This window comes from Labrenzia sp. C1B70 (assembly GCF_000475395.1).
Lineage (GTDB): Bacteria > Pseudomonadota > Alphaproteobacteria > Rhizobiales > Stappiaceae > Roseibium > Roseibium algicola.
Genome location: NZ_AXCE01000012.1, coordinates 473306 through 488957 on the forward strand (window position 1 = coordinate 473306; position 15652 = coordinate 488957).

The following is a 15652-nucleotide window of genomic DNA, read 5'->3' on the forward strand; positions in this document are numbered from 1 at the left end:
TCCTCGCGGACCAAAACCGTGTGCCGCGGAAACATGCCGCCCGGCGGGCACCGGCAGCTGTCGGTCCGGCTCGCGCTGTTCCGCAAGGCTAAACAACACCAATCGCCGAGCGACCGAACAGGAGCCATTCCATGTCCAGTATCAAAGACTTTTCGATTTCACGGCGCACCCTTTTGATGGGCGCGGCGGCAACTGGCTTCACGGCAGCTCTGCACCCCTATTCGGTTCTGGCCAAGGAAGGTACGGCTCACCTTCGCCTGATGGAGACCACTGACCTCCATGTCCATGTTTTCCCTTACGACTATTACAGCGACAAACCTGTCGACACCGCCGGCCTCGCCCGAACAGCCACACTGATCCGCGATATCCGGAACGAGGCGACAAACTCGGTTCTGGTCGACAATGGCGACTTTCTGCAAGGCAACCCGATGGGGGACTATGTCGCCTATGAACGCGGCATGAGCGAAGGCGACCTGCACCCAGTCATCAAGGGCATGAACGTCCTTGAATTCGACGCGGCAACACTCGGCAACCACGAATTCAACTACGGCCTGGACTTCCTGATGAAGGTGCTGGCCGGTGCCAATTTCCCCGTCGTCTGCGCCAATCTTGTCAAGGGCAGCGCGCTGGCCGGCAACCCGCGAGACGACGCCCTTTTCCTGAAGCCCTATGTGATCGTTGAAAAACAAGTCACCGACGGTGCCGGCAAGTCCTATCCGATCAAGATCGGCTTCATCGGCTTCGTGCCACCGCAGATCATGAACTGGGACCGCCGCCACCTGGAAGGCAACGCCAATGCGCGTGACATTATCGAAACCGCCAAGGCCTTCGTCCCGGAAATGCGCGAACAGGGCTGCGACCTTGTAATCGCCCTCTCCCACTCGGGGATTGATGCCAACGATTATTCCGAAGGCATGGAAAACGCCTCCCTGCACCTTGCCGGCGTGGACGGGATCGACGCCGTCTTTACCGGTCACCAGCATCTGGTCTTCCCCGGTCCCCAGTATGAGGGACTGCCAGGTATCGACAGCGAGAAAGGCACGTTGTTCGGCAAGCCTGCCGCGATGGGCGGTTTCTGGGGATCGCATCTGGGCGTCATCGACCTGATGATCGAGCGCGACGGCAACGGCTGGCGTGTCGCCAATTTCATGACCGAAGCACGCCCGATCTACGAAAAAGAAGGTCGAACGGTGACACCTCTGGTTGAAAGCCAGCAAGATGTACTCGATGCGGTGAAGGAAGATCACGAGGCAACCCTTGCCTATGTCCGCCGCCCCGTCGGCAAGACGTCGGCTCCCTTGCATTCCTATTTCGCCCTCGTGGCCGACGACCCGAGCGTCCAGATCGTTTCAAAGGCGCAGATCTGGTACATCGAACAGATGCTGAAGGGTACGGAATGGGAAGGCCTGCCGGTACTTTCCGCAGCAGCGCCTTTCAAGGCCGGCGGTCGTGGCGGCCCGGACTACTACACCGACGTTCCGGTCGGCGATGTCGCCATCAAGAACGTGGCCGATCTCTACCTGTATCCGAACACCATTCGCGCGGTCGCCATCAAGGGCAGCACGGTGAAGGAATGGCTGGAACGTTCAGCCGGAATTTTCCAGGAAATCGAGCCCGGCAAGGCCGACCAGACACTGATCAACCCGGAGTTTCCAAGCTATAATTTCGATGTGATCGACGGTGTCACCTACCAGATAGACCTGAGCCAGCCATCGAAATACGACGCGAAAGGCGAAGTCCTCAATCCGGACGCCAGCCGCATCGTGAACCTGGAATTCAACGGCGCACCGCTTGATCCTGAAGCAACCTTCGTGGTCGCGACCAACAATTACCGTGCAGGTGGCGGTGGCAATTTCCCCGGCATCAGCGACGACGTTGTCGTTTTCATCGGCCCGGACACCAATCGCGACGTCCTGGTGCGCTACATTGTCGAACAGGGCACGATCAACCCTTCGGCAGATGCCAACTGGTCGTTCAAACCGATGCCGGATACCAGCGTCCTGTTCGAAACCGGCCCGGGTGGCACGGAACACGCCGCCTCCGTGGAAGGTGTCCGGATCGAACCGGCAGGCGACGGTGCAGATGGTTTTGCCCGTTACCGGATCACGCTTTGAACGGTCACGACTTTCGTAAGCCTGCTTGAACGAGCAGGTCCCCCAAAAACTTATCCTGAGGAAGCGCATAGCGCTGTCTCGAAGGATGGGCCGCATGCTTGTGAGTGTGCTGCCAATCCTCCGAGGCGGACCTGACGGTCCTCCTCAGGGTGAGGCGTGCGGGCGGTCGGCATGGGAATGCTGGCCACAGACATAAAAAAACCTTCCCACGAGGGGAAGGTCTTGAAAGTCGTTACGGATCTGCCGTCTGTGCGGCAAACCGGCCGTTTTCTGGAAATCAGTCGTCGCGATACACTTTTTCCCGACGCTCGTGGGCCTCCTGAGCCTCGATCGACAAAGTCGCGATCGGGCGCGCCTCGAGGCGCCGAAGAGAGATCGGCTCGCCGGTCTCTTCGCAATAGCCATAGCTTCCGTCTGTAATGCGTTCCAAGGCATCATCGATCTTCGAGATCAGTTTCCGCTGACGGTCCCTGGCGCGAAGTTCAATGGACCGATCCGTTTCGGACGACGCACGGTCGGCAAAGTCAGGATGGTTCTGGCTTTCCTCCTGAAGATTGGCGAGGGTTTCCTTGCTTTCCTTCAGGATCTCTTCTTTCCACACAAGCAGCTTGTTCCGAAAGTACTCGCGCTGCCTGTCATTCATGAACGGCTCGTCTTCCGAGGGTCGATATTCAGACTCAATTTCAACCGTCATCGATAGCTCCGGATTACCGTTATGCCGGGCGCAATATATAGGCGGTTCCGCCAGCGGACAACGGTTCATTTGCTAAAAATGGCGTCAAGGAAAGTTTATACCTTTCAAGACGTTGCGTAAATTTTGAACACTAAGCCGACAAATTTTATCGATTTGTGTGCACGCTCAATCCTGGAATCGGCCGAGCTTTGCAAGCTCGACTTTGACCCGCAATTCGATCTCCTCGAGCACCGAATCAACCTCAGGATCACCACTCGACTGGCGTTTGGAAACCTGCCTGGCGAGCAGCTCCAGCCGGTCCTCCGACACGTGTCCGGCAAGCAGATCCGCCCGCACCGACTCCAGTGTGTCCAGCAGATTGTGCCCGTGCTTGGTGGCGCGGGATCGGCGCTCGGCGCGGTCGTCAACCTCCTGCAGGGCCAGCAAGGCATCCATGCCCTGAATGGACGCACCGCCCGCGGTCTGGGAAGACTGTGAAACCTCACCCCCAAGGTCCGGTGCGAACTGGTCGCCGTTTGAAGAAACGCTCTTCTTGGCGCCTCGTCCCTGAACGCCGGAAATGGGTTTATTGCCTGTAATACGCATGATCGATCTTCCAGTCGGACTGACGGCAATTCTGGCGCATGGAGTGGCTCTGCCCGTCAGATTCTGCCGAGAAGGGTAAATGAGTCCTTGGGGGTGAGGCAATATTTGCCGACCAACAGGTACATTTCTTTAACCTCAAGCGACAGTTTTGCGTGGATATGCTCGTGATTATACCAGCAAAGAGCCCGGATTTCCGCCACTTTTATGGAAAGAACCAACGCCTTTGTAAAAAGTGGCACGGCTCTCGCATTGCGCATTTCGAATATATGTATCCCGGCAGCAAAGCCGGAAACACGATGGCGGGCCAGATCGGTAATGCGAAAAATTGGTGAAATGATCTGCGGAGGGTTCAAGCGGCTGGCACTTCTGGGTGCTGCCGCCGCCGTTGCTGCAACAACCTTGCTGGCACCGGTACACGCCGCCTCCCGTATCAAGGATATTGCCGATTTCGAAGGCATTCGCGAAAACCAGCTCATCGGCTACGGCCTCGTGGTCGGCCTGAATGGCACCGGCGACTCGCTCAACAATTCGCCTTTCACGCAGCAGAGCCTGCAGGCCATGCTCGAACGTCTCGGCGTCAACACCCGCAACATCGACCTGAACACCAACACCGTCGCGGCCGTCATGGTGACTGCCAACCTGCCGCCCTTCTCCACACAAGGTACCCGGATCGACGTCAACGTCAGCGCCCTCGGCGATTCAGAATCGCTTCAGGGCGGCACGCTTCTGGTCACACCGCTGGTCGGTGCCGATGGTGAAGTCTACGCAATCGCCCAAGGTTCGATCGCGATCGGCGGCTTTTCCGCACAAGCGGATGCCGCGTCGGTTGTTCGCGGTGTTCCCACCGCCGGACGGATCGCCAATGGCGGCCTTGTTGAACGCGAACTGGAATTCAAGCTGGCTTCGCTGACCACGCTTCGTCTCGCCCTGCGCAATCCGGATCTGACCACCGCGCGGCGCATCGCGCTCTCCGTCAACGAATTGATCGGCATGCCGACTGCCGAGCCCCTTGATCCGGCAACCGTACGCATCGATCTGCCGCAGCAATATGATGGCAACATCGTCGATCTTCTGACGGACATCGAGCAGTTGATCGTCGAACCCGATCTGGCAGCCCGCATCGTCATCGACGAGAACTCCGGCATCATCGTCATGGGACAGGACGTGAAGGTTTCCATGGTCGCCGTTGCCCAGGGCAACCTGACCGTGACGATTGCCGAATCTCCGCAGGTCTCGCAGCCGCTGCCTTTCGCAAACGGCCAGACCGCCGTGGTGCCGCGTTCTGACGTCACCGTGGATGAGGAAGGCTCCAAACTCGCCATCGTTCCGCAAACCGTCACGCTGAAGCAGCTTGTTGATGGTCTGAACGCTCTCGGGATCGGTCCACGCGACATGATCTCGATCCTGCAGGCCATCAAGGCCGCAGGTGCCCTCCAGGCCGATATCGAGGTGCTGTGATGGCCGAGCTTGTTTCACCGACATCCTTTCAACAAAGCCCGCTGGACACGCTGCGCGGCGTCGACCGGACCAACAAGACGCGCGTTCGCGAGGCCGCCGAAGAGTTTGAGGCGGTTTTCCTGAACACCATGCTCCAGAACATGTTCACCGGCCTTGAAAACGGTGGCACCTGGGGCAAAGGCCACGGGGCGGATGCCTGGCAGAGCCTTCTGGTCGACGAATATGCACGCAACATCGCCCAAACAGGCGGCATCGGCCTTGCCGACAGCGTGGAACGTGAACTGCTCGCATTGCAGGAGGGGTCAAGATGACCGCACAACCCAACGCATCCACCTTTCCGTTTTCCCTTGAGCGGCCGACCAGCCAGCAGGAAGCCGAGCAGTTCTGCTCTGCCTTGTCCGGCACCATGGAAGCCCTCCTGTCCGTGATCGAAATGGAAACCGATCTGGTCAGGGCCGGTAAACTCCGGGAAGCCGGCGAACTGCAGCCCGACAAGGCCCGGCTGATCCACGAATACACCCGCGGCATGATGACAGCGAAGGAACACGCGGTCGCCCTGGGCAATCTTTCCCCGGCATCCACCCAGTCGCTGCGTCGCCAGCACAGCGAATTCCAGCCGGTTCTGCGCATCAACCTGGCGGTGCTTTCAACGGCAAGAGACGTTGCCAATAACATCGTTGCAACCGTCGCGAAGGTCGCCGGTGCCAAGAATGCCAATGCACCGACCACCTACGGACGAAACGGTTCTGCGCCAACCGGACCGCAATCCGCTCGGGGCATCGCTGTTAATCAGTCGCTCTGAGGATTGCTGACAGCTAGCAAGAACCACGCCGGGTATCCTGTAACGATGAAAAGCTCCCCGCCGGGAGCTTTTCGTGTATTTATCCCCCTCGCGAAACCTGCCCAGAGGTTTCCCCAAACGGCAGGACGGGACTGCGAGAGCGAATCAGAAACAGCCGCAACCGGATAGATCGCAATCCTTAAAAGTCTAATCATTCCGTTAACAGACGATTCATTCCCTTACGTTATCTTTCCAGATTGATCGGGTAAAAGTTGTTAGTCACCCGGAGGAAAAGATGTTGGACACGGGATTGGCCCGGCCGCCATCGCCGACATATACGGCGATTACGCCGGTAGCGCGGGCTCCGGAGCGCAATGCTCCTTCAGTTGAGACGGACCTTCCGGTCGAAGAGACCGTAAGACCATCCACCGAGACGCAAAACGCACAGCGCAGTGCGAACAACGAGCGCGACCAGCGTTCGTTTGGCGAACGGTTTTCTTCCACGGTCGAACGTCAGAACATCATCGACCCGGAATACGACGCCCTGGTCTATGTCGCGACCAACACCGAAACCGGTCAGGTCGTCCGGCAGATACCTGCAGAGACATTGCTTCGTCTGCGGGCGTACAACGAGTCGATAGAAACCCGGCAGACCCAGCCCCAGGCAGAATCGGTTCAGCGCGTTATCTGATCAGGCGCAGCCATCCATATATCCTGCCCGTTTCCTAACGGCGCCCGGCTTTGCTGTGACCTTGGCAATCCCCTGTCTGCTCGACTTTCCCCAATCGTCTCCCGCAGGGTTGCTGCCCTCCTCAAGCGACGGCTTCAGCCTCAAACCCACACGGCCTTTCAACTGATCGCTTGCAGCCTCCTCACGCGCGTTCCCTGACGCTTGCTCTATAAAGCTTGCTGGCAAACCCCACGTGCAATCGGCCTGGCGCGCCTTGCCGGCGCATCTGTCTATCGTCCTCGATTTCGGCACCTTCACCGGTCTCGTTCCGCACACGAGTTAACAAATCCGTCAGGTTACAGACAAGTCGACCGCCTTTAGGGGAAATTTGCGCTAACCGAGCACTTGGCGATAGGCATCCCCTAAGCATTCGCTGCGCCTTGTTAAGATCTTTACTCAGCTAAAATTTGTCTTTCAAAACAATATACTCAACTTTTTCTGGCAATGATTTTATGTGCTCGGCTTAGGGGGCTGTTAAGGTTAATTTACGCTAACCATCTTTGTTTAGAACTTCTTACAAGAAAGCGCCGATAGATGTCCCTCGGACCCAGGAAGGGTCCTCGTATCTTGTACTCCTAGAAAGGACACAAAATGGCCGACATTACTCTGTCGAGCGCGGTTCGCGCGAACCTCAACACCCTTCAGTCCACCGCACAGTTCATGTCGGACGTCCAGAACAAACTGGCGACCGGTAAAAAGGTGAACTCCGCTCTGGACAATCCGAACAGCTTCTTCACGGCTTCCGGCCTGACCTCCCGTGCAAACGACCTGTCCACTCTTCTGGACGACATGGGCCAGTCCACGCAGACCCTGAAGGCAGCCGACCAGGGTATTTCGAGCATCACCAAGCTCGTTGAATCTGCAAAAGCAAAGGCCAACCAGGCCCTGCAGACCCAGAGCCAGTACGAGCGCAAGCAGTTTGCTGCTCAGTACAACGACCTGCTGACGCAGATCGAAGATCTGGCGAAGGACTCCGGTTATAAAGGCAAGAACCTGCTCGCAGGTGAAGGCAACGACCTGAGAACCATCTTCAACGAAGACTCCACTTCGAAGCTCGACATTGAAGCTGTTGACTACACCGACACCGCACTGTCCACCGGTCTGAACCTTTCCGACCTCGCAGAAGGCGAAGGCGCTTCCGCATCCCTGCAGCTGCAGGGCGGCAAGACCGTCATCACCCTGCAGGATTCTGGCGGTTCTGCCCTGAACACTTCCTCCACCCTGTCGGACTCCACTCTGATCTCCACGACCCAGAGCCTGTCCTTCGTCAACGACACTGCCACCAACCCGGCAGTGCTCTCCGGTGGTGTTTCCTCGACGGCTTCCGTTCAGGATCTGGTTGATGGCCTCAACGCCATTGCCGGTGTTCGTGCAGAATTCGACAACGGCACGGGCGAACTGACCATCTACTCCGATGAAGACTTTTACATCGGTGGTAACGGTTCTGCGACCACGAGCTTTGCAGGCACCCTCGTCGACGCGACTGCGTTCTCTTCGACCACGGATGCTCTGATCAACTCCGGTTCCTTCTCTGTTGGCGACACTCTGACGCTGACGGACGGCAACGGCTACGAGCTCGGCTCCTTCGAAGTTGAAGAAGACAGCACGGTTGATGATCTGGAAAACTTCATCAACGACTTCAACGGCGTCTCCGCTGACTTCGACACTGGCTCTGGCCGCATCACCATCACTTCGGAAACCGACTTGTCGCTGACCAGTGACAACGACGACTTTGCAAGCTCCGGCTTCACCGCAAACTCCACCGGTATCGGCATCTCGGCGATCTCCGACAGTGGCTTTGCGACGGATACGGACATCAACCGTACTGTTGACCGGTTGAATACTGCACTGTCGAACCTGAGAACGCAGGCTTCCTCCTTCGGTACCAACCTCTCCATCGTTGAAAACCGTCAGGACTTCACCAAGAACCTGATCAACACGCTGGAAGAAGGTGCAGGCAAGCTGACGCTGGCCGATACCAACGAAGAAGGTGCAAACCTGCTGGCCCTGCAGACTCGCCAGAGCCTGGCGTCTACCTCGCTGTCCTTCGCAGCACAGGCAGACCAGAACGTTCTGCGTCTCTTCTAAGCCAGACATTTCGGTTAGAACGACATTGGAAAGCGGGCCACGGCCCGCTTTTCTTGTTTCCGGATCCTCAAGCGCGTTTCCCGATCCAGCCGTTCGCCCCGCGGAAACCTTTAAGCGCATCTATATTTTGCCCCACTCCCCAAGCTCACTCCCAAGACACGCCCCCAACCCGAAACCTCCCCTCTTCCCGAACATCGGTTTCAAAGCCTTGCCTGATCCCAATCGTTAAGATTCTGGTTCCGGTGGATATAAACGCGGCTCGCAGCCCACGCCCATTCCTTCAAATTGCCATGGCTGCTCGGGCCTCCTCCGGATGCCAGCGCGAACATGCAAGGCCGGCGCCGCCGCCCGTGACACCTCGCATTGATTTTTTTGAGATCGCTTGTCCCGCCAGAACCCGACGAGGACAAAACCCGCTGAACTCCGGGCTTTGCATGCCTGTCGCGGTAACCTGGCACCCTGCCCTCGCAGTAAAGACACTGGCACTTTTTGGAACTCTGCCTCGGCACTAGAAGGCAATCCCCCTGACAGTTCAGACAGGTCGCAAAACGGCGTTAACCTCCTGATAACCCTATTTTTCAAGCGCTTAACCATTGATTAAGGTTAACGCTCGATGATCGGTCCCAACCTGCTCAGGAAGAGCAGTTGAAATTTGACCCAGGAAAGGGATAACCCGATGCGTGACATTACGCTGTCAGCCGCCGTGCGGCAAAACCTCCTCACACTTCAATCCACTGCAGACCTGATGTCGGGCGTCCAGAACAAGCTGGCAACCGGCATGAAGGTGAACTCCGCGCTGGACAATCCGAACAGCTTCTTCACGGCATCCGGACTGAACTCCCGCGCAGGCGATCTCAGCACCCTGCTGGACGATATGGGCCAGTCCCTGCAGACCATCAAAGCCGCGGACAAAGGCATTCAGACCATCACGGATCTGGTTGAAACCGCGAAGGCAAAAGCCAACCAGGCCCTGCAGACCCAGAGCCAGTACGAGCGTAAAACCTACGCAGCACAGTACAACGCCCTGCTGGAACAGATCGAAGACGTCGCCAAGGACAGCTCGTACAAAGGCAAGAACCTGCTTGCAGGTGACGGCAACGACCTGACCACCATCTTCAACGAAGATGCGACCTCAAAGCTGACAATTGAAGCGGTCGACTACACCGACACCGCACTGTCCACCGGTCTGAACCTTTCCGACCTCGCAGAAGGCGAAGGTGCAACCTCTTCCCTGCAGCTGCAGGGCGGCAAGACCGTCATCACCCTGCAGGATGCAGGCGGTTCTGCCCTGAACACTTCCTCCACCCTGTCGGACTCCACTCTGATCTCCACGACCCAGAGCCTGTCCTTCGTCAACGACACTGCCACCAACCCGGCCGTGCTCTCCGGTGGTGTTTCCTCGACGGCTTCCGTTCAGGATCTGGTTGATGGCCTCAACGCCATTGCCGGTGTTCGTGCAGAATTCGACAACGGCACGGGCGAACTGACCATCTACTCCGATGAAGACTTCTACATCGGTGGTAACGGTTCTGCGACCACGAGCTTTGCAGGCACCCTCGTCGACGCAACCGCGTTCTCCTCGACCACGGATGCCCTGATCGACTCCGGTTCCTTCGCTGTTGGCGATACTCTGACGCTGACGGACGGTAACGGCTACGAGCTCGGCACCTTCGAAGTTGAAGCAGACAGCACCGTTGATGACCTGGAAAACTTCATCAACGACTTCAACGGCGTCTCGGCCAAGTTCGATGACGGCTCCGGTCGTATCACCATCACGTCGGAAACCGACCTGTCGCTGACCAGTGACAACACGGACTTCAACAGCTCCGGCTTTACCGCGGACACGGATGGCATCGTGATCGAAGCGATCTCAGACAGTGGGTTCGCAACGGATACGAACATCAACCGCGTCATAGACCGGTTGAACACCAGTCTGTCAAACCTGCGGTCCCAGGCTTCCGAATTCGGTACCAACCTCTCGACTGTTGAGATCCGGCAAGACTTCACGAAGACCTTGATCAATACTCTGCAGGAAGGTGCAGGTCTTTTGACCCTGGCCGACACCAACGAGGAAGGTGCAAACCTGCTGGCCCTTCAGACCCGTCAGCAGCTTGCTTCCACCTCTCTGTCCTTCGCCTCCCAGGCGGACCAGACCGTGCTATCCCTCTTCTAATTCAAAGAGAATCAGTCGGACGCACGACTCACAGACAAGCATCAGAAACGGCGGGCCACTGGTCCGCCGTTTTCGTTTACGCCGTGAATTACTGTCTGAACCCGAAATTTTTTATCATTGAGAATCAACATCTTAAAAGAAACCTTTTGGTAACTTTTATTTACGGGACGTTAATACGTGCATCAGTGATTAACTTTCCATTTAGATTTACGGCAAAGGTGCATGCTCGACTTGGATTACCCGCATGTTGCCTTTGGCGAGACCTGAATAGGGAAAGCGGTGAAGTCTGATGCCTGATATTGTTCTCTCCAGTGCTGTCCGGGACAATCTCCTGTCGCTGAAACAGACGGCGGATTTGCAGTCGATCACGCAAACGCGCCTGGCAACGGGCCTGAAGGTCAACACGGCGCTCGACAATCCAAACTCCTATTTCACGGCACAATCCCTGAACGACCGCGCGAGTGATCTGTCCAACCTCTTGGACAACATGGGCCAGGCGGTTCAGACGATCAGGGCAGCGGACAAGGGCATCACGTCGATCACCAAACTGGTGGAGTCGGCCAAGGCAATCGCGAACCAGGCCTTGCAGACCTCCAGTGAATACGAACGCAAGCTGTTCACCAGCCAGTACAACGATCTGCTCGAGCAGATCGAGGATATGGCACGGGACTCCAGCTACAAGGGCAAGAACCTTCTTGCCGGTGCCGGCAACGAACTGGAAGTTATCTTCAACGAGGACAGCACCTCGAATCTGACCGTTAATCCGGTAGATTTTACAGACACTTCACTCGATGACGGTCTCAATCTGGATGACCTGGATGCCGGAGGCACCGGCACCTCGTCCTTCAACCTCTTCAGCGGCACCACCTCCATTTCCCTGTCAGGCCTGCAGGCGTCCTCGAATCTGACGGACCTCGCCGACTGGGCAACCGGCAACGTTGTCAGCATCACGGATTCCTCCGGCACCACCAACCTGACGGTCGGTACCGACATCACCACGGTGCAGGACTACGTGGACGCATTGAACGATCTGAACGGCGTGCACGCCACTTTTGACGAAGCCACGGACTCCATCACCATCACGTCCGGTCTCGACAACCCTCTCTATATTTCCAAGGACAACACCGGTGGTGGCGCAGCGACGGACGGTGGCGACACCGGCGGCACAACGACCACGATGACGGTGTCTCCTCTCAGTTCCACGGCAACGCTGGTCTCCTCCGGCGGCTTCCAGGCCGGCGACACGATCACGATCACCGACGGCAACGGCTTCGAACCGGCCTCTCTTGAGATAGACGAAGAAACCACGGTCAGCGATCTCGTGACCTTCATCAACAACGTAAAGGGCCTGGATGCCACCTTCTCGGGCGGCAGCATCAGCCTTATCGGCGAAGTCTCTTTCGACATTTCCAGCAGCAACAGCGACTTCAACCGAACGACGCTCGGATCGACGACAGGAATCGTGTCACTGACGGCAGCGCCGTCCGAATTCAAGTCGGATACGGATATCGATCGAACGCTTCAGGCCATCAACGCGGCGCTCGACGAGCTTCGCAATGCGGCCCGTTCGATGGGTACGGCTCTTTCGACTGTGGAAATCCGGACCGATTTCACCCAAAATCTGATCAACACGCTGGAGGTTGGCGCTGGCCACCTAACTATTGCGGACATGAACGAAGAAGGTGCTAACATGCTGGCGCTGCAAACCCGTCAGCAGCTTTCTTCGACTGCTCTGTCTCTGGCCAACCAGGCAGATCAGAGCGTCTTGAGCCTGTTCGGTTAACACCGGCGGCAGTTATCATTAAGGTATCGGGGGCAAATCGTTAACGATTTCGTTAACGTTTCACAGCGATACTTCTGCGTGGAGGTCACGGAATGGCGCTCAAGGTCGAGCTGAAACCGGGCGAGCGAATTATCATTGGGGAAAGCGTTATCACCAATGACAATCAACGCACTCGCCTCTTTATCGAAGGCCAGGCTCCCATTCTGCGAGAAAAGGATATTCTCACGCCGGCCACTGCGGATACACCAGCCAAACGGGTCTACCTAGCCGTTCAGCTGATGTATCTGTCAACTGACTTGGAGAAGATACAGGAGAGTTACTTCAGCCTCGTCAATGACATAGTGAAAGCCGCGCCGAGTACGATCCCTTTTGTCACCAGGATTAGTAACGCCATACTAACCGGCGCCTTCTATAAAGCACTGAAAGAAGCACGTAAGCTCATCGAGTACGAAGGGACGCTGATCAGTCATGTACAAACAGGCAGCGCAGGCTTACCAGAAAACAAGCCAGGTGGCGATGTCACCGAGGGAGCTGGAAGCGAATCTGCTGATGAAGGCCGCAGCCCGGCTTCAGTTGATCAAGGATGAATGGGCAAATTCCTCGCTTGCGGAAAAAGATGACGCCCTGGTGTACAACCGCAAGCTCTGGACAATTCTCGTGACGTCCGCGACCAGTCCTGAAAGCGAACTGCCTCAGGACATCAAGAACAACATCGCCTCGCTGGGCGTGTTCGTGTTCAAGCAGACCATGACAGTCATGACGACTGACGACGAAAACAAGCTCGATACCCTCATCAGCATCAATCGTTCGATTGCCGAGGGTCTGAGGTCCTGATCCCGGCGCGGCCGGTTCAAGAACAGCCTCGGAAAACACGATAGAAGATCAAGAAAGGCCGCCAGGGTAACCTCGGCGGCCTTTCTCTTGACTGCAACGTTCACCTGCCCTCCTCCGGCAGAAACGGAGGAAGCCTCCACCGGAGATCAGCGGGTCCTCAAGCTGCGGGCAGGATTTGCAGCCATGAGATATTCAGCACCGGCCCCGTGCGCTCCCGGCAATCCAATCAGAACCTCCGCGTTGGCCGGGCTTTGAAAGCCCAGCCTTCCGGAAGCCGGCCCTCACGGGACTACAGATTGCCGGCACTCATTTCCCGGGCGATATGATCGGCCTGACGGATGGCTAGTGCCACGATCGTCAGGGTCGGGTTTTCGGCAGCGCCCGTGGTGAACTGGGACCCGTCCGACACGAACAGATTGGCAATGTCGTGGGTTTGCCCCCAGCGGTTGACCACCCCGTCCCGCGGATTTTCCGACATCCGGTTGGTGCCCAGATTGTGGGTAGACGGGTAAGGCGGCGTCGGGAAGGTCCGGGTCGCCCCGACGGCATCGTAGATGGCCATCCCCTGCTTGTAGGCATGATTGCGCATTGCGACGTCGTTGGGATGATCATCGAAATGGACGTTCGCCACCGGCAGGCCAAAGCTGTCCTTCACATCATGATTGAGCGTGACGCGGTTGGTTTCCTGGGGCATGTCCTCACCGACGATCCACATGCCCGCCATGTTCTCGTAACCGTCGAGCGCACTTGTGAATTCCCGGCCCCACGCCCCCGGATCAAGAAACGCCGCCATGAACGGCAGTCCAAGAGCCAGGGTTTCAAGTTCATATCCGCCGACAAAGCCGCGGGACGGGTCGTGACGGGCTTCGTCCTGAATGATCCCCGCCATCGTTGTTCCACGCCACATCTTCACCGGCTGGTCGAAAATGGCATAGACCGAGCCTGTGGTATGGCGCATGTAATTGCGACCGACCTGGCCGGAGCTGTTGGCAAGACCGTCCGGGAACATGGAAGACGCTGAATTCAGCAACAGCCTCGGGCTTTCGAAGGAATTGCCGGCAACGCAGACGACACGGGCTTTCTGAAGCTGCAGATTGCCGTCCTTGTCGAAATATTCGACCCCGGTCACCTTGCCTGCATCGTCGTGCAGGATTCGTGCGACATGGGCCTGGTCGCGAACTTCCAGATTTCCGGTTGCCTCGCCCCGCGGAATATCCGTGTAGGCGGCGGACCACTTCGCTCCCCATTTGCAGCCCTGAAAACAGAAACCGGTCTGCTGGCAGGCAATACGCTCGTCATAGTCGGCCGAGTTGATGGCCATCCGGCCTGTATGGACTTCCTTGTAGCCGAGCGCCTTGGCGCCCTTCTCGAACACCAGGTAGTTGTTGTTGCCCGGCAGTCCTGCCCGCCCCCCTGTGCGCGTCACGCCCAGTTTTGTTTCGGCAAGCGTGTACCAGGGGTCCATTTCCTCCGCATCCAGCGGCCAATCGAGCAGATTGGCTCCCTGGACATTGCCGTAGGACGTTTTCGCCTTCCACTCATGTGGCTGAAAGCGGATCGACGCCCCGGCCCAGTGAACGGTGGTCCCCCCGACGGCCTTGACGATCCAGGCCGGCAGGCCGGAAAAGTCCTTTGCAACCCGCCAGTCGCCAGACGTGGTTCTGGGGTCGACCCAGGCAAGCTGCCCGAAGCTTTCCCACTCGTCGTTGACATAATCATCCGGAAGATAGCGTCCGCCCGCCTCCAGAGCCACGACACTTACGCCCTTCTGCGCCAGCTCGTTGGCAAGCACACCGCCACCGGCGCCCGTTCCGATCACGACGACAACCGTGTCGTCATTCAGGTCAAATGGTGCAGCCATGGTTTCCTCCCTAAGGCTCAAAGCCAGTTGATGTCGTTGAAGCCCCGGTCGATGTAGCCGCCCAGTTCGTAGGAAGCTCCCTCGTAGCCAAACAGCGGCCAGACTGCTTTCTGATTGTAGAGACCCGTTACCAGTCCGCCCCTGACCCTTTGAAAGAACGGGCTGTCCTCCATGGACCGCAGCAGGTCCGCCCTGTCACGTTCCCAGCCGATCGCAAGATAGGAAGCATGCCCTCTCCCCTGGGCTGCTCCGTTCAGGGCCTCGATACCGGCCTCGATATCCTCGGCGTGGTCGGGCGTGTCATATCCCTTGACGGCAATGACATAGTATTCGTCGCCGACATGGTCGTGCGGGTAGATGTCCCGCGCCATCTGCACCAGCGTCGCGAAACTGTCCGGCTTGAGTGCCGTCAGCTCCGTCGCCCAGGCGCCGTCCCTTGCTGCCAGAAATCCGGTCCCGGTGACGAAGGCAGCGCCTGCCGCCGTCGCCCGGGCCAGAAGCTGTCGTCTGGTCAGACCTCTCGGACTGTTTTCGGTTTTCATGCTCTCCTC

The 15652-nt window shown here is 57.7% G+C and carries 15 protein-coding genes; 10 read left to right on the forward strand and 5 right to left on the reverse strand.

Annotation, left to right across the window (positions count from 1 at the left end):
• Nucleotides 1-131: 131 nt before the first annotated feature.
• Entirely contained in the window at nucleotides 132-2114 is a 1983-nt protein-coding gene (locus Q666_RS50490; RefSeq protein WP_023000704.1) for a bifunctional 2',3'-cyclic-nucleotide 2'-phosphodiesterase/3'-nucleotidase, read from the forward strand.
• A gap of 277 nt (nucleotides 2115-2391) precedes the next feature.
• Here the strand turns inward: Q666_RS50490 and dksA are convergent, their stop codons facing one another.
• The 3 genes from dksA to Q666_RS66225 all read right to left on the reverse strand — a co-directional run bounded on the left by dksA (nucleotide 2392) and on the right by Q666_RS66225 (nucleotide 3746).
• Nucleotides 2392-2808, reverse strand: coding sequence for an RNA polymerase-binding protein DksA (dksA, locus tag Q666_RS50495; protein ID WP_006932683.1), 417 nt, complete (start codon nucleotides 2806-2808; stop codon nucleotides 2392-2394).
• A 165-nt stretch (nucleotides 2809-2973) separates the two neighbouring features.
• Nucleotides 2974-3393: a flagellar assembly protein FliX gene (locus Q666_RS50500; protein ID WP_023000703.1), complete on the reverse strand. Its 420-nt coding sequence runs from the start codon at nucleotides 3391-3393 to the stop codon at nucleotides 2974-2976.
• 56 nt (nucleotides 3394-3449) lie between these two features.
• Nucleotides 3450-3746 (reverse strand): hypothetical protein, encoded by a 297-nt coding sequence (locus Q666_RS66225; protein ID WP_161633296.1) that lies wholly within the window; start codon nucleotides 3744-3746, stop codon nucleotides 3450-3452.
• Here Q666_RS66225 and Q666_RS50510 point away from each other — a divergent pair.
• From Q666_RS50510 to flaF, 9 genes are all read left to right on the forward strand, one after another.
• On the forward strand, nucleotides 3727-4851 hold the full coding sequence (locus Q666_RS50510; RefSeq protein WP_023000701.1) for a flagellar basal body P-ring protein FlgI: 1125 nt from the start codon (nucleotides 3727-3729) through the stop codon (nucleotides 4849-4851). The two genes, Q666_RS66225 and Q666_RS50510, sit on opposite strands and share 20 nt — an antisense overlap.
• Nucleotides 4851-5162 carry a rod-binding protein gene (locus Q666_RS50515; RefSeq protein WP_023000700.1) on the forward strand — a complete coding sequence of 104 codons (312 nt, stop codon included), beginning with the start codon at nucleotides 4851-4853 and terminating at the stop codon, nucleotides 5160-5162. Before Q666_RS50510 ends, Q666_RS50515 begins: the two co-directional genes overlap by 1 nt.
• Nucleotides 5159-5653, forward strand: a complete 495-nt coding sequence (locus Q666_RS50520; protein WP_023000699.1) for a hypothetical protein — start codon at nucleotides 5159-5161, stop codon at nucleotides 5651-5653. Before Q666_RS50515 ends, Q666_RS50520 begins: the two co-directional genes overlap by 4 nt.
• A gap of 274 nt (nucleotides 5654-5927) precedes the next feature.
• A complete protein-coding gene (locus tag Q666_RS50525; RefSeq protein ID WP_023000698.1) occupies nucleotides 5928-6323 on the forward strand; it encodes a hypothetical protein in 396 nt (131 codons plus the stop codon).
• 630 nt (nucleotides 6324-6953) lie between these two features.
• Entirely contained in the window at nucleotides 6954-8450 is a 1497-nt protein-coding gene (locus Q666_RS50535) for a flagellin (RefSeq protein WP_023000696.1), read from the forward strand.
• Between the two features lie 676 nt (nucleotides 8451-9126).
• Entirely contained in the window at nucleotides 9127-10623 is a 1497-nt protein-coding gene (locus Q666_RS50540; RefSeq protein WP_023000695.1) for a flagellin, read from the forward strand.
• 289 nt (nucleotides 10624-10912) lie between these two features.
• Nucleotides 10913-12406 (forward strand): flagellin, encoded by a 1494-nt coding sequence (locus Q666_RS50545; RefSeq protein ID WP_023000694.1) that lies wholly within the window; start codon nucleotides 10913-10915, stop codon nucleotides 12404-12406.
• Between the two features lie 92 nt (nucleotides 12407-12498).
• Complete coding sequence (flbT, locus tag Q666_RS50550) at nucleotides 12499-12993, forward strand: flagellar biosynthesis repressor FlbT (protein ID WP_006932693.1); 495 nt, start codon at nucleotides 12499-12501, stop codon at nucleotides 12991-12993.
• Nucleotides 12923-13240, forward strand: coding sequence for a flagellar biosynthesis regulator FlaF (gene flaF / locus Q666_RS65545; protein WP_077292437.1), 318 nt, complete (start codon nucleotides 12923-12925; stop codon nucleotides 13238-13240). Before flbT ends, flaF begins: the two co-directional genes overlap by 71 nt.
• 289 nt (nucleotides 13241-13529) lie before the next feature.
• On the opposite strand, the gene Q666_RS50560 is transcribed toward flaF, so the two are convergent.
• The gene (locus Q666_RS50560) at nucleotides 13530-15101 is read right to left on the reverse strand and encodes a GMC family oxidoreductase (RefSeq protein ID WP_023000692.1); all 1572 of its coding nucleotides are present in this window, start codon (nucleotides 15099-15101) and stop codon (nucleotides 13530-13532) included.
• Nucleotides 15102-15118: 17 nt separating this feature from the next.
• Complete coding sequence (locus tag Q666_RS50565) at nucleotides 15119-15643, reverse strand: twin-arginine translocation pathway signal (RefSeq protein ID WP_023000691.1); 525 nt, start codon at nucleotides 15641-15643, stop codon at nucleotides 15119-15121.
• Nucleotides 15644-15652: the final 9 nt, after the last annotated feature.

Coding starts and splice junctions, on each gene's coding strand:
- Q666_RS50490 (WP_023000704.1), top strand. CDS start 132: ATGTCCAGTATCAAAGACTTTTCGATTTCACGGCGCACCCTTTTGATG.
- dksA (WP_006932683.1), bottom strand. CDS start 2,808: ATGACGGTTGAAATTGAGTCTGAATATCGACCCTCGGAAGACGAGCCG.
- Q666_RS50500 (WP_023000703.1), bottom strand. CDS start 3,393: ATGCGTATTACAGGCAATAAACCCATTTCCGGCGTTCAGGGACGAGGC.
- Q666_RS50510 (WP_023000701.1), top strand. CDS start 3,727: ATGATCTGCGGAGGGTTCAAGCGGCTGGCACTTCTGGGTGCTGCCGCC.
- Q666_RS50515 (WP_023000700.1), top strand. CDS start 4,851: ATGGCCGAGCTTGTTTCACCGACATCCTTTCAACAAAGCCCGCTGGAC.
- Q666_RS50520 (WP_023000699.1), top strand. CDS start 5,159: ATGACCGCACAACCCAACGCATCCACCTTTCCGTTTTCCCTTGAGCGG.
- Q666_RS50525 (WP_023000698.1), top strand. CDS start 5,928: ATGTTGGACACGGGATTGGCCCGGCCGCCATCGCCGACATATACGGCG.
- Q666_RS50535 (WP_023000696.1), top strand. CDS start 6,954: ATGGCCGACATTACTCTGTCGAGCGCGGTTCGCGCGAACCTCAACACC.
- Q666_RS50540 (WP_023000695.1), top strand. CDS start 9,127: ATGCGTGACATTACGCTGTCAGCCGCCGTGCGGCAAAACCTCCTCACA.
- Q666_RS50545 (WP_023000694.1), top strand. CDS start 10,913: ATGCCTGATATTGTTCTCTCCAGTGCTGTCCGGGACAATCTCCTGTCG.
- flbT (WP_006932693.1), top strand. CDS start 12,499: ATGGCGCTCAAGGTCGAGCTGAAACCGGGCGAGCGAATTATCATTGGG.
- flaF (WP_077292437.1), top strand. CDS start 12,923: ATGTCACCGAGGGAGCTGGAAGCGAATCTGCTGATGAAGGCCGCAGCC.
- Q666_RS50560 (WP_023000692.1), bottom strand. CDS start 15,101: ATGGCTGCACCATTTGACCTGAATGACGACACGGTTGTCGTCGTGATC.
- Q666_RS50565 (WP_023000691.1), bottom strand. CDS start 15,643: ATGAAAACCGAAAACAGTCCGAGAGGTCTGACCAGACGACAGCTTCTG.